At 66.0% G+C, this 12,840-nt stretch carries 12 protein-coding genes and 1 pseudogene; 7 read left to right on the plus strand and 6 right to left on the minus strand.

Features of this window, described 5'->3' with window-relative positions:
• The first annotated feature begins 55 nt into the window (after positions 1 to 55).
• Positions 56 to 535: a hypothetical protein gene (locus A2G96_RS12375; protein ID WP_231909558.1), complete on the plus strand. Its 480-nt coding sequence runs from the start codon at positions 56 to 58 to the stop codon at positions 533 to 535.
• A gap of 57 nt (positions 536 to 592) precedes the next feature.
• On the opposite strand, the gene A2G96_RS12380 is transcribed toward A2G96_RS12375, so the two are convergent.
• Positions 593 to 4,708, minus strand: a complete 4,116-nt coding sequence (locus A2G96_RS12380; RefSeq protein ID WP_062799571.1) for a putative Ig domain-containing protein — start codon at positions 4,706 to 4,708, stop codon at positions 593 to 595.
• Between the two features lie 456 nt (positions 4,709 to 5,164).
• Here A2G96_RS12380 and A2G96_RS12385 point away from each other — a divergent pair, with 456 nt between their 5' ends.
• The 4 genes from A2G96_RS12385 to A2G96_RS32495 all read left to right on the plus strand — a co-directional run bounded on the left by A2G96_RS12385 (position 5,165) and on the right by A2G96_RS32495 (position 6,844).
• On the plus strand, positions 5,165 to 5,713 hold the full coding sequence (locus A2G96_RS12385; RefSeq protein ID WP_062799573.1) for a phage tail protein: 549 nt from the start codon (positions 5,165 to 5,167) through the stop codon (positions 5,711 to 5,713).
• A gap of 9 nt (positions 5,714 to 5,722) precedes the next feature.
• A complete protein-coding gene (locus A2G96_RS12390; protein WP_082818938.1) occupies positions 5,723 to 6,148 on the plus strand; it encodes a phage tail protein in 426 nt (141 codons plus the stop codon).
• Positions 6,148 to 6,354, plus strand: a complete 207-nt coding sequence (locus tag A2G96_RS12395; RefSeq protein ID WP_062799574.1) for an H-NS histone family protein — start codon at positions 6,148 to 6,150, stop codon at positions 6,352 to 6,354. The genes A2G96_RS12390 and A2G96_RS12395 overlap by 1 nt, the downstream gene beginning before the upstream one ends.
• Before the next feature lie 340 nt (positions 6,355 to 6,694).
• Positions 6,695 to 6,844 (plus strand): hypothetical protein, encoded by a 150-nt coding sequence (locus A2G96_RS32495; protein ID WP_197672291.1) that lies wholly within the window; start codon positions 6,695 to 6,697, stop codon positions 6,842 to 6,844.
• 425 nt (positions 6,845 to 7,269) lie between these two features.
• Here the strand turns inward: A2G96_RS32495 and A2G96_RS34130 are convergent.
• Positions 7,270 to 7,458: pseudogene (locus tag A2G96_RS34130) on the minus strand (dienelactone hydrolase family protein); the annotation flags it as partial.
• A 158-nt stretch (positions 7,459 to 7,616) separates the two neighbouring features.
• On the opposite strand from A2G96_RS34130, the gene A2G96_RS12400 reads away from it, so the two are divergent.
• Positions 7,617 to 8,729, plus strand: a complete 1,113-nt coding sequence (locus A2G96_RS12400) for an ATP-binding protein (protein WP_231909559.1) — start codon at positions 7,617 to 7,619, stop codon at positions 8,727 to 8,729.
• Between the two features lie 190 nt (positions 8,730 to 8,919).
• Here A2G96_RS12400 and A2G96_RS12405 read toward each other — a convergent pair whose 3' ends face one another.
• Both A2G96_RS12405 and A2G96_RS12410 read right to left on the minus strand, forming a co-directional pair.
• Positions 8,920 to 9,378, minus strand: a complete 459-nt coding sequence (locus A2G96_RS12405; protein ID WP_062799576.1) for a cupin domain-containing protein — start codon at positions 9,376 to 9,378, stop codon at positions 8,920 to 8,922.
• 294 nt (positions 9,379 to 9,672) lie between these two features.
• Entirely contained in the window at positions 9,673 to 10,428 is a 756-nt protein-coding gene (locus tag A2G96_RS12410) for an SDR family oxidoreductase (RefSeq protein WP_062799577.1), read from the minus strand.
• A 189-nt stretch (positions 10,429 to 10,617) separates the two neighbouring features.
• Between A2G96_RS12410 and pdxR the strand changes: the two genes are divergently transcribed.
• A complete protein-coding gene (pdxR, locus tag A2G96_RS12415) occupies positions 10,618 to 12,147 on the plus strand; it encodes a MocR-like pyridoxine biosynthesis transcription factor PdxR (protein WP_062799578.1) in 1,530 nt (509 codons plus the stop codon).
• 20 nt (positions 12,148 to 12,167) lie between these two features.
• Here pdxR and A2G96_RS12420 read toward each other — a convergent pair whose 3' ends face one another.
• Both A2G96_RS12420 and A2G96_RS12425 read right to left on the minus strand, forming a co-directional pair.
• Positions 12,168 to 12,512, minus strand: coding sequence for a Dabb family protein (locus A2G96_RS12420; RefSeq protein ID WP_062799580.1), 345 nt, complete (start codon positions 12,510 to 12,512; stop codon positions 12,168 to 12,170).
• Positions 12,513 to 12,582: 70 nt separating this feature from the next.
• Positions 12,583 to 12,807 carry a DUF2798 domain-containing protein gene (locus tag A2G96_RS12425; RefSeq protein ID WP_062799582.1) on the minus strand — a complete coding sequence of 75 codons (225 nt, stop codon included), beginning with the start codon at positions 12,805 to 12,807 and terminating at the stop codon, positions 12,583 to 12,585.
• Positions 12,808 to 12,840: the final 33 nt, after the last annotated feature.

A 12,840-nucleotide genomic window follows, 5' to 3' on the forward strand; every position in this document is an offset into this window, starting at 1 on the left:
CGCCGGGCTGGAACGCCCCTTGCGGCTACCGTGCTTCCAATGCAAGGAGACGACGATGAAAGCTCGGACATGGATGATGGCGTGGCTTGCCTGCACGGCGCTGGCAAGCGGTGCGGCAGTGGCGCAGGGCGCCGGCGGTGCTGGCGGTGCTGGCGGTGCTGGCGGCGGCTCGGGCGGCAGTTCCGGCGGCGGCAGCGCCGGCACGGGCCCGTCGGGAACGACCGGCACGCCGGGCAGCCCGGGTACGCCCGGCACCGGCACCAGCATGACCGATGGCGGCGGCAAGGCTGCCAGTGGCGACACGCACGGCAGCTCGCGCTCGTCGGCCGGCAAGCGGCACGGCACCGACGCGGGCGCCGGCCGCGCGGCGGGGGCATCGGGCGTGGCCGCGCCATCCGGCTCGACCGGCTCACCGTCCGTGACCGGGTCGGGAACCACGCGTAGCGGCGGAATGGACGCGCCGAGCACGGGCACGGGCGGTACCGGCACGACCGGGCCGTCGGGTGGTGCGCCTGGAACCGGCATGGGCCGCTGAGCGCGCTGACTGAGCGCGCCAACTGACGGGACAGCAGCACGGGCGCGGCGCCGCCGTCTAGAACGGCGCCGCGAACGTCAGCCGCACGCCCTGCTGCAGCCCGCCCATGCCGACCATCACGTTGTAGTCGAGTCCAAACGTCATCGAGCGCGTGCGCAGCTTGCCGCCCAGCCCCAGCTGCAGGCGGTCGCGCCCGTATGGCGCGTTGACCACCGTGTAAGCAGGGCCGGTGCCGGCAAGGTCCGCGTACGCCAGCCCGGCCCCGCTCTGGCCGCTGAAATCATGCTGGTACTCCAGCCGCGCGAACGGCAGGAACAGCCCCCATCGCGTCGAGGTGGCGTATTCCGTGCGCAGCCCGAGCGTGCCGGACACCGTGGTCACGGTCTGGCCGAAATACTTCAGCGCGCTGAAGCCGGCGCCGGTCTCGGTGAACGGATCGAGCGTGCTGTCGGACACCGAGAGCCGTCCGTACGGCGAGACCAGCCAGGCCTCGCTCCGATACTCGTATCCCGCCGACAGCGAGGCAAAGATCTGGTGTCCGTCGCGCTTGCCGTAGGCGAACGCGCTTTCGTCGCCCACCCAGCGGCGCGAATCGAAACTGAGCGAGCCGTAGCCGGCGACGCCGTCGATAAACAGCGACGGCTGCGGCCGGTAGCTGCCGTACAGCGCGGCGCTGAAACTGTCCGCCGTGCTGCGCGTGCCGGCCGAGCCGATGTCGGTGCTGTCGCGGCCATAGCCGAAGCCGATGCCGAGCGTGAGCTGGTCGGAGAAGCGATAGTCGGCCCCGGCGGTCACGCCACCCGTGGTGAAGCGGAAGCCCGAGCGCTGCGTGCCCGCATTGGCGAAGCCGAAATCGACGGTGCCCGCGGTCCAGAACGCCAGGCGCGCGTCGTCGGTGTCGTCCGCGCCAGCCGCGTCGGCGCCGCTGCCGGGGTCAGCGCCGCCGGGCAGGTCCGGGGCGTTGCCGGTGCCAGCGCCGGGCTCGCCGGTCGCGCGCGCGGCACGGGAGCCGGTCGCGGGGTCGGGCCCGCGTCCGCGCTGGCCTGCCGAGGCCGTGCCGCGCAGGCAGGCATCGCGCGCGGCGAAGCCTTCGACCGCCTGGCAGCGCTCCGGGTCCGCCTGGGCGCGCGGCATCACCACCGAGATCTGGTTGCCTGACGGCGCCCTGCCCTTGCCGTGCAGCGCCTCCAGGCGCTGGTTGTAGTTGGCGATCTGCGCGGTGGCGAAGCGCCGCGCCGCCTGGATCTGGGCATTGACCAGCCCCACCACGTCAGGGTCGGTGGACGGATCCCGGCGCGCCGCCACGGCCACCTGGATCAGCGCCGGCGACGACGTCGCCACGGCATTGCTGAGCGTATAGGTCACCACCGCGGTGCCGGCGAATGTCGCCGCCGGGACGAAGTTAACGGTGTAGGCGGTGGCGGCGGGCTGCTTGCTGTCGGCGGCCGGCGTCTTCGGCGCGGCGCCGGCGACGGTGGCGGTGCCGGCCTCGGCGGGCACCACCGATACGATCGCGGCGCCGGTAAACGGCCCGCCGCTGGCACCCTCGGTCACGTCGACATCGACGGGCCGGCCCGCCAGCGTCGACACCTGCTTCTGCGCCACCGGCACCGGCACCGCATTGACCGTGACGGTCACCGGCACCGGCGCCGAGGTCCCCGCGCTGTTGACCAGCGCATACGTGAACGTGATCGGGCCCGACGCGGTCGGCACCGGCGTATAGACGATGTCCAGTCCGTTCACCACGGCGCTGCCGCTGCCCGGTGGCGTGACGATATTGACGCCGGAGAAGGGACCGTTGGCGGCGTTGGCGGCGGCATGGATCGTCACCGGCGCATTCGACAGCGTGGTCACCGCCACCGGCGGCGCCGAAGGCATGCCCTGCCCCGTCGCCAGCGTATAGACACGGCTGATGCTGTACGGGGCGCCGGTGCCGGTGCTGCTGTCGGTCACGCGCACCGTGAAGGTATGCGTGCCGGCCGTCGGCGGCGTACCGCTGAGCACACCGGTGGACGGGTTCAGCGACAGCCCGGCCGGCAGGGTTCCGGCCGCCACGGCAAAGGTGTAGGGCGCGGTGCCGCCGCCCGCCGTAAACGCCTGGCTGTACGCCACCCCTGTCACCGGCGCCGGCAGCGACGCGGGCGACAGGCTCAGCGCCGGCGCGCTCACGGTCAGCGTGTAGGCCTGGCTGCCGACATAGGGGCCGGTGCCGGTGCTGCTATCGGTGGCGCGCACGGTGAAGTTGTAGGTGCCGCCGCCGGTCGGCGTGCCCGACAGCACGCCGGCCGGCGACAGCGACATGCCGGCGGGCAAGGCGCCCGCCGAGACCGCGAACGTGTACGGCGCCGTGCCGCTGGCGGCTGTAAGGACCTGGCGGTAGGCCGCGGCGACGGTCGCCTGCGGCAGCGTGGCCGGATTGATGACGATGGTCGGCGCGCCGATCGCAAGGCTGTACGCGCGGCTTCCCGTAAAGCCCTGGCTGTCGGTCGCCTGGACGGCGAAGTTGTAGGTGCCGCCGGCCACCGCGGTACCGGCAATAGCGCCGGTACTGCTGTTCAGCGTCAGGCCGGGCGGCAAGGCGCCCGCGACCAGGCTGTAGGTGTAGGGCGCGGTGCCGCCGGTCGCCGTCACGCTCTGGCTGTACGCGACGCCCAGCGCGGGATTGGCCAGCGTCGCGGGTGCCAGCGTGACCGTTGGCGCGGCGATGGTCAGCGTATAGGCGCCGGCCACGCTGTACGGCCCCGTTCCCGTGCTGCTGTCGTTGGCCTGGATGGTGAACGACACGGTGCCCGCCGTGCGCGGCGTACCGGACAGCACGCCGCTCGCGCTGTTGAACGCCAGCCCGGACGGCATGGTGCCGCCATTGACCGTGATCGAGTAGGAATACGGGCCGGTGCCGCCGCTCGCGGTGAAGGCCTGGCTGAACGGCGTGCCTGCCGCCGCGCTCAGCACGCCGGGCGCCGGCGACAGGCTCATCGCGGCCCCGCCCAGCACCAGCGACAGCATGCCGCTGGTGACGCTGAACGGCCCGGTTCCCGTGCTGCTGTCAGTGGCTCGCACGGTGAAGTTGAAGGTGCCGCCAGCCGTCGGCGTCCCCACCAGCAAACCCGAAGCAGACAGCGTCATGCCGGGCGGCAACGAACCCGACGCCACCGCATAGGTGTACGGCCCCGTTCCGCCCGTGGCAGCCGCGAGCGAGTGGCTGTAGGCCCCGCCCACCGAGCCCGGCGGCGGCGATGCCGGCGCGTAGATGAGATTCGGGTTCGTCACCGTAATCGTCACGGTGGCGGGGGCGGACGTGCCGGAAGCGTTGGTGGCCGTATAGGTGAAGCTGTCCGGTCCGGCGTAGGACGAGATCGGCGTATAGGTGATCGACGTACCGCTGGCGATCGCCGTGCCGTGGCCGGGCGGCGACGCCACGCTGACGCTGGCGGCCGCGCCGCCGGTGAGGTTCAGCGTGATGGGGTTGCCGGCGCTGCCATACGCCACGGTGGCGCTGACGTTGTTGGCCACCGGGGGCGCCGAGACATAGTTGAACCGGCCGGCGGCGCTGATGGCGCTGGTGCCGCCGGCAGTGGTCACGGTCACGTCGACGGTGCCAGCGGCGCCCGCCGGCGCGGTGGCGCTCAGCGAGGTCGGGCTGTTGACCACGAACGATGCGGCCGCGGCGCCGAACCTGACCGCGGTCACGCCGCCAAAGTTTGTGCCGGTAACGGTCACGGCGGTGCCGCCGCTGGCCGGGCCGGACGAAGGCGTCACGCCGGTCACGGTCGGCGGGCCGGCCGCGACGTTGAAGTACACCGTCCCGGCGGGCGACCAGCTCGCGCCATTGTCGCTGGTATAGAAGACAGCGCTGTCGGTGCCGATGAAACCGGCGGGCGGCGTGTAGACAAAGCCGTTCTCGTTCTGTCCGTTCGGCAGGTTGCCGTTGTAGACATGGAGCGTGCCGCCCTGGGCAGTTGGCGTCGACTGAGTGGATGCGCCGTAGTTGCCGTTGCCGATGGCGTCATAGGCGATGCCGAACTGGTTCGGATCGCAGGCGGTGTAATCCGCGGCGGTGAAGGCATAGACCTTCTGCTGGTTGGACGTGGCGGCGATGTTCAGCGTGCACGAGACGGCAAATGCCGGCGCCGGCGCCCCCAGCAGCAAACCCAGACACAGTGCCACCAGCACCGATCCGAACCCGCAACGCCAGCCCCGCCACCACCGATGGACTCGTACGACGGCCCCCACCGTCCGCCCCGCGCGCTCAGCGCCGGCGCAACCCCTGGCTTGTCCTGACACCCGATTTCTCCCGACACCCGCGGCTTGCGGCGGGCAGCCATTGCCGTCGTCGAGCGCGGCGCGCCGATGCTTGGCCGGGCGCGTCTCGGGACTGGCGTTGTTATTTTTGTTGACTTTCCGCCGGCATCGCCAACACTTCGGTCTGTCTGTGAATCGCGCGGGATGGGCTGCGGAACGGGCCGCAATAGTGACGCGGCCCGGTGCAGAAAATACGTCAAATCGATCAATACGTAATTGATCAAATTTGATACGAGATATCAAATTTAATTAAATCAGTGTTGTTGCGACGCCGTTGGCAGGGACGCGCCGCATCTTTTGGGTGTTGTTCAACCGGGGAGGCAGATCTTGGACCAGTATCTGGGGGAAATCCGGCTGTGCGCGTTCGCGTTTGCGCCGAAGGGCTGGGCGCTGTGCGACGGCGCCTTGTTGCCCATCGCGCAGAACCAGGCGCTGTTCAGCCTGCTCGGCACTCAATACGGCGGCAACGGCACCACCAATTTCGCCTTGCCCGACCTGCGCGGCCGCACGCCGATGCACCGCGATCCCGACGGCATCGCACAGGGCCAGATGGCGGGGGTCGAGGCGGTCACGCTGACCACCGCGCAGGTGCCAGCCCACACCCATCCGTTCAACGTCTCTTCCAGCCCGGCGACGGCGCTGAATGTCGGCATATCGCAAGACCGCATGCTGGCGGCCAGCAACCTCTACAACCCCAACGATCCGTCGATCTCGGGCCCGGGCGAGCTGTTGTACGGCACGCCTGACTCGCTCACGCCATGGCTGGACGAGGCCTGCGGCAGCACCGGCGGCGGGCAGCCGCACGACAACATGCAGCCGTCGCTGGTGCTGAACTACATCATTTCGCTGGCCGGCATCTACCCGAGCCGGGGTTGAGGAGACATCATGGCGCAACCGTTCGTGGGTGAGATCCGCATGTTTGCAGGCAACTTCGCACCGGCGGGATGGCAGTTCTGCGCTGGCCAGACGCTCAGCATTGCCCAGTACGAGATGCTGTTCTCGCTGCTGGGCACTATCTACGGCGGCGACGGCACCACCACCTTCAGGCTGCCCGACCTGCGCGGCAACCTGCCGCTGGGCCAGGGCGCGGGGCCGGGACTGAGCGCCCGCACCATCGGCCAGGCCTTCGGCAGCCCGAACATCACGCTGCTGCCGGGCCAGATCCCCGGGCACACCCATCCGATCCAGGCGACCAACACCATGGCCTCGACGGTGACGCCGGGACCGGACGTGCTGCCTGGCACCACGCCGTCGCCCAACGCGTTCTACGACGCCGGCACCGCCAACCCGTGGAGGAGATTCGGCAGTTGATGCAGGAGTACGACCTCAGCATTGAGGACATTGCGGGCAAGCCCAGTGTTGAGCCCGCTGCCCGCGCTGTTCCGACCAAGACGAAGGCCGCGCCGCCTCCGAGGTACCGCAACCCCAAGACGGGCCAGACCTGGTCGGGGCGCGGCCGGGCTCCCGCGTGGCTTGGCAAGAAGCCCGAGCGTTTCCTCATCGATCTCTTGTCCTGAACGACAGGTTGGCGGGCGCGGCCGGTCCGCCCCCATTAGCCTAGCAAACTCGGCAGGCCGGACGTTCGGCGGCCACTGCGTAGGAAGTCCAAGGGGAAGAGCCGGGCAACGAGCCGGGGGCGGCGGCGCTGCCTGGCAATCAGGACGAAGGCAACGACAGCCGTGACGGCAGCGATGACAGTAAAGACTGAGCGGGCGGACGCGATCCGCTGGATCCAGGCGCAGATGGACGACTATGGGCTCACCTTGGAAGACCTCGACGCGCGTCGTGGGTTGTGTCGGTTAGCCCTGGTCACATCGCCACGGCGTTCTGGCGGCGAGTCATGCGCTCGCTGGACGCATGGACAAAGCGAAGGAGGCGATGCAGCGCCTGCGCACGCTCGATCCGTCACTCCGCGTCTCCAATCTCAAGGGCTGGCTTCCGATCCGTCGCCCAGAAGACCTGACCCAGTTTGCGGAGGGGCTGCGGCTGGCTGGATTGCCCGAGTGACTACGGCACGATTGCTCCATCGCCGATGGCGCATACCGGGCCGAGCAGAGCGCCGCTTCGAAGACAACCGAGTCGTGGCGGTTGGCACCGGTCACGGTCAGCGCCAAGGGAATGCCGCGGCGGTCTAGGAAGAATGTTGATGCGGCTTTCGTCGAAAATTCGTTTCGGCCGATGACGCGACGCCGTCTCTCGGCGATCGAACGACCGGTTGCTGAGTGGAGCTGCCATACGAATGTCTCGGCGACGCATCGGAAGAAGGTCCCTTCATGGCCGGGAAGCGCCTTCCGTCAGCCGGAAGGCGGTCGGCCCAAACTGGGCCAAGGCGCGGCGATAAGGCACGATAACGCTGCCTTACAGCACTCATCTGAAAGTAGTGGTAGCGGATCTCCCAGGTCTTGCCCTTCTGGCTTCCCGGCGGGCGATGATCAGCGCCAGAGGTGGCGCGCAAAGAACGTCAGGTGCGGTTGCGCCCAAGCGGCGTCGTACTGAATACCAGCGATGCGGCAGTCGCCGATGGCTTCCTCGTTGGCAAAAGCATGATGCGCGAGGTAACGGTGGAGCGTCGCGTCGACGCCGCCGGCGCTCAGCTTCTCCTCGAGCTTGTCCGTTGGCTCTTGACACCCCGATCGTCATGACGGATTACGCCACAAATCCGTGATGATGCCGCCCCATGACCTCAAGCTCGCCCTTTACGCGCGGCTGAGCGCCTTGTATCATTACTTCTCACTAATTTTGAGAATTCTCATATCCCATGAGAACGGATGAGAAGAGCTTGCCCGATCCCTGGCACTTTGGCCGCCCCGAGTTGGCGAAGGCGTATCTGCATGCGTTCGACTTAAAGCTATCTGCAGCTCGCGGACTGTTCGCTCGCCGGCGAATGGGCAAGACCGAGTTCTTGCGCAGAGACCTGATGCCGGCGGCTGTCGAGCACGGTTACCTCACCGCGTACACAAACCTCTGGGATAACCGGACCTCGCCTGAAACGGCCCTTGTGGCAGCACTTGGCGAAGCCCTCGAACCCAAAGGGGCCGCTGCAATGTTGTCCAAGCTTCGCGTCCCGGTCAAGAAGGTGAAGGCCAGCGCGAAAATTCCAGGTGGGGTAGAGGGCTCATTGGAAGCCGAGCTAGGAAAGGTTGGCGTAGACCGGACCGCGGCGCTGCATGAAGTACTAAAGCAGCTTGACCGCACCAAGAAGCCGCTGCTCCTCGTGATTGACGAGGCCCAAGTCCTGGCCGGCGCGGACCACAGCGATTTCGCTCACGCTCTGCGCGCGGCGCTCGATATCCGCAAGGATCGCATCAAAGTCATCTTCGCCGGCAGTTCCGAGACGACCCTTCGCGCCATGTTTGCGAGGGCGTCGGAGCCGTTCTTCAATTGGGCCCCTCTGGAGCCGTTTCCCTTGCTCGGGGATGAGTTCGTTGCCTTCACGGTCAAGCTCTTGAACAGCATGGCACGTCAGAAGCTAACGCTGGAGCAGGGTATGCGCGCATTCGACGAACTGCATCGCACTCCGGAGTTCTTCAAACGGTTTATCGAAAGATATATGCTCTATCAACCGCAGGGAGACGTCGCAGCGCTTGCTTACACAAAGGCTTCCGTGTTCTCCGACGAACACTCGCTCACTCAGTGGCACAAGCTTAAGCCCGCTGACCGGGCGATTCTATACCTGCTAGCACGTGGCGAGTCCGATTTGCATTCCAGCGCAACACTAGAAAAGCTCAGTACCATGCTTGGCAAGCCAGCCACCCGGAACACTACGGCTCACGCACTGCGACGTTTGCTGGCCGATAACGTCGTGACCCGTTTGGCCATGGGCGACTACCGCATCGAAGACGAAGCGTTCGCCGAGTGGATTCGCAAGCGTCAGGAGCCTGCGCCGGAGTGACCTGATTCGGTAAGCCTTCAAACGAAGGGGACACGACCTAATGGTTGAGGCAGACACGCGTCCTTTTGTACATATCGCCCGATCTAGCCCGTTCGTTCGCCGTGGTGTCGCTTCTTGGGGCGGACGCAATGACGTACCAATGGGTATCTTGGAGCCAAGTCAGATAATTGGCTTGGCTACGCAGGCTGCGTTAACGCTTCAATGGTGTGGTTAGCACGGTCTCATTCGTGTCCACGACGAACACCGCAAGCAGCTTGGCGGGCTCGGTCTTGCTCGCGTTGGCGCTGACGTCGTGCCGGTCGCCAGGCATTTCGGTGAAGTTCTGCCCCTTCGTGAACGTGCGAAGTGGTCCTCCGTTGAGTTGGTTCAGCACGGCGCCTTCCAGCACTGTTGCGTAAATCATTGCCGACTTGGCGTGGGTATGCGCGGCGTTGACGCCCCCCGGCTCATACTCCACCAGTACGCCCTTGACACTCTTGCCCGGCAAGTTAGGGATTTCCTGCTGGTACACGAGCGTGACTTTCACGCCCGTGGAGGTGGTTGCCAATCCTTGCACTGGCACAGTTGCCTGATGGCCGGAATGGTCTTGGGCGAAGGCTGCCTGCAAGGGCAGGGCGGCCAAGATCATAGACGCGATAAGGAGCTTCATGCTGTGTCTCCGGTGGGTGTAGGTATATCGCTCACAGTCGATATCAGCAGACGGGCTGTTGGCGTTGAAACCAAGCGCCCTGTGTAGCCGCGCCAAGTCGAGCGTCGCCGAGGGAGGGGCACGAGGGACATCTCGCCGACGGTCCCGCCCGAAGTACTTCGCTTCGGGGTCGCGAGCTACCTGGCATGTGTCACCGCTCATAGCCACGTGGCAGCTGACAATGTCGTCGAACGGTTGACTCTCCGGACCGGCGATTTCGTCGATGCCATTGACTGGAGCCGCCACGGCGGGGATTTACTCCACATGAGCGCGCGCCAGCCACTGATCAAGACTGGTGCGGCCTATCCGCGCGTCCCCCAGCGGCACGAGCGACAGTTCCTCGACGTGGCCGCCGTAATATCGCGCGTCACGATCTGTCACGACGGTGCGCGAGTCGCCCACCGACTTCAGATAGCGCGAAACGATCTCCGCGAAGGGCGCGCGATCCGGTCCGGCGATGTCGATGGTGCCGTTTAGCGGCGCCGCCAGCGCGACCTGCGCAAGCGCTGCCGCGACGTCATCCGCAGCGATCGGCTGGAACAGCCCGTCACCCATGCGCACAGTGCCACCATCATCCATGCCGTAGTCCGCAATGCCGCCGATGAATTCCATGAACTGCGTGGCGCGCACGATCGTGTACGGCACACCGGCCGCGTCGATCACCGCTTCCTGTGCAACCTTGGCCGTGAAGTACGCGTTGTCGGGCATGCGGTCGGTACCGACGATCGACAGCGCGACGTGATGGCGCACGCCCGCGGCCACCTCGGCCTTGCCGAGATTGCGTGCCGAGGTGCGGAAGAAGTCGAGCACCGCCTGCGGCTCCCAAGACGGCGCATTCGTCACGTCAACGACCACATCCGCATTCACCAGTGCATGGCTTAGGCCTTCGCCCGTCACCGTGTTGACACCGGTACGCGGCGATGCGGCGACTGCCGTATGGCCCGCCTCATTGAGCAGCGTGACAAGACGTGAGCCGATCAGGCCAGAACCACCGATTACAACGATCTTCATGGCAGATTCTCCATATGAGGGTAGAGGAACGCGCTGCGCACCTGGTGTGGCGGCATCACTGAAAGTGACTGTCCCCGTCGCATCGCATGAGGCCATTGTGGAACAATCATGCCCTATGGATAAGGGCCAAGAATTAACCATTCGACTAGTCCAAGTTCTTTCTGCACCCCTTTTGCCCGCGAGACTGTCATGACCGTACGAAACCCGACGTTGGCCATTGAGATCGACCGCCAGAAGCCGTTGCCGATCTATCTGCAGATTTGCGAGCGTTTCAGAACGGCGATTGCGGCGGGACATCTTCGCCCGGGTGATCGGGTGCCGGCGTTGCGCGGCCTCGCCGCGCAGTTGAGCACGGCGCGAGGCACCGTCGAACTGGCCTATACGATCCTTGTCGACGAGGGCTACTTGCAGATGCGTGGCGCTGCCGGCACTTTTGTATCGCCTTCGCTATCAGAATCCCTGATGCAAGCGGCACCTGCAGGCGGCAGCCAGGATGCCCCTGACGCGCAGACCACTGAAGCCGCTGGCGCAGCGAAGACGCCAGACGCATCACCCAGCGGCCAGCCAAGGGCACGCCAGTCGGCGATCGCCGTCGCCCTGAGCGGCGAGCCGCGAGCCTTGCAGCCAGGGCTCCCGGCGCTTGATGCATTTCCACGCAAGATATGGAGCCGGCTCGTTACGCGGCGTGCGCGCAGCGGCGAACGCACTTTGCTTGCCTACCCGGATCCGGTGGGCTATCTGCCGCTGCGCGAGCATATCGCCACCTATCTTGGCCTGTCGCGTGGCGTCACGTGTCTGCCCGACCAGGTGTTCATTACCAGTGGCTACCGCGCGACGCTCGAGCTGGTATTGCGCAGTCTTGCGAGCCCCGGCGACCGCATGTGGTTCGAGGACCCCGGTTATCTGCTTGCGCGCAGCTTCCTGGCCGAGACCGGCGTGCAGCTCGTCCCGGTGCCCATCGATGAAGAAGGCATCGATGTCGAGCGCGGCATCGAACGGGACCCGGAGGCGCGCTTCGCGCTCGTCACGCCATCGCATCAGAGCTCCCTGGGGAACACGCTGTCGCTCGCAAGGCGCATGGCGTTGCTGACTTGGGCGGAGACAGGGTCTCGCTGGATTATCGAAGACGACTACGACAGCGAGTTCCGCTACCTGGGTCGACCCTTGCCGGCCTTGAAGAGCCTCGACCGGCATGACCGCGTGCTCTATTGCGGCACGTTCAGCAAGGTGATGTTCCCCGGTCTGCGGCTCGCGTACACGGTGGTGCCGGAGCGCGCGGTCGAGCGTGTTGGACGGGTGGCGTGCAGCATGAATGCCGGCGCGCCAACGCTGTTTCAGGCGGCGTTGGCAGATTTCTTTGAACAGGGCCATTTTGCGCGGCATGTAAAGCGGATGCGCACGTTGTATGGACAGCGGCGCCTCTTGATTGCGCAAGCCTTGAAGCAGACGTTTGGCGAACAGCTGACCGTTGAATTGCCGTCCGGCGGAATCCAATTCTCAGTGCAATTCGCCGAGGCTGCCCATGGTCCGGTCGATGATGTCGCCGTTGCCTCGCGTGCCCGCCAGGCGGGACTTGCGGTGCTGCCACTTTCGATCTGGTATGCGCACGGCCGTATGCGGGACACGCCGCGAGGCCTGGTGATGGGTTTCGCGAACATCACCGATGCGAACGAAGCGGGCCGTCTCGCGCGTACGTTACGGGCATGCCTGGATGGCTGACTTGCGCGCCATGTTGCTGCTCAGGGTACATCCCGCACGGAGGCGCCGCACATACCCGCCCGCAAGCCAATGACGTAGTCCACCTGGTGACGGGCAATCCTGACATCGCCCAGTTCGCGCTTGATCCTCAGGTGGTCAGGATGGCTAGCATATGAGTCTAATGCCTCCTGGGAATCGAACTCCGTGTAGAGCACCACATCGCACGCGTAGTCGATGCGACTGACGTCGGCGCCCACCTCCAGAGCCGTCAGGCCCGGGATGACGCCAACCAGTCCGTGGAATGCAGCCTGTATGCGACGCACGCCCTCGCTTTTTTCTTCCGGGGTCGAACCCTTCACCTTCCACATCACAATATGTTTGATCATCGTTATCCACCCAATGGATATGTACCGTTGAGACGAGCCGCATTGCGGCCGCCAGAACCTCCGCCAGCGTTCAACGCGTGATTCGGTTCGCGAGCCAGCGAATGAACGGCGCCGCGACCACGACGACGGGTAGCATCGCCACCCACGAATACAAGTACGCACGCAGCCAATGCGAAACAAAGGTGCCTTCCGCCACGAACTGCATGCTTGCGATCGCCGATGCGACCGCACACGTGACGCCAGCCTGTATCACGCCAAACGCAAAATGGTTGTATTCCTTTGGAAGCTTCCACATCTCGTACCTTTGAATATTTGTCCGAAACGGTGA

This window comes from Cupriavidus nantongensis, from assembly GCF_001598055.1.
Lineage (GTDB): Bacteria > Pseudomonadota > Gammaproteobacteria > Burkholderiales > Burkholderiaceae > Cupriavidus > Cupriavidus nantongensis.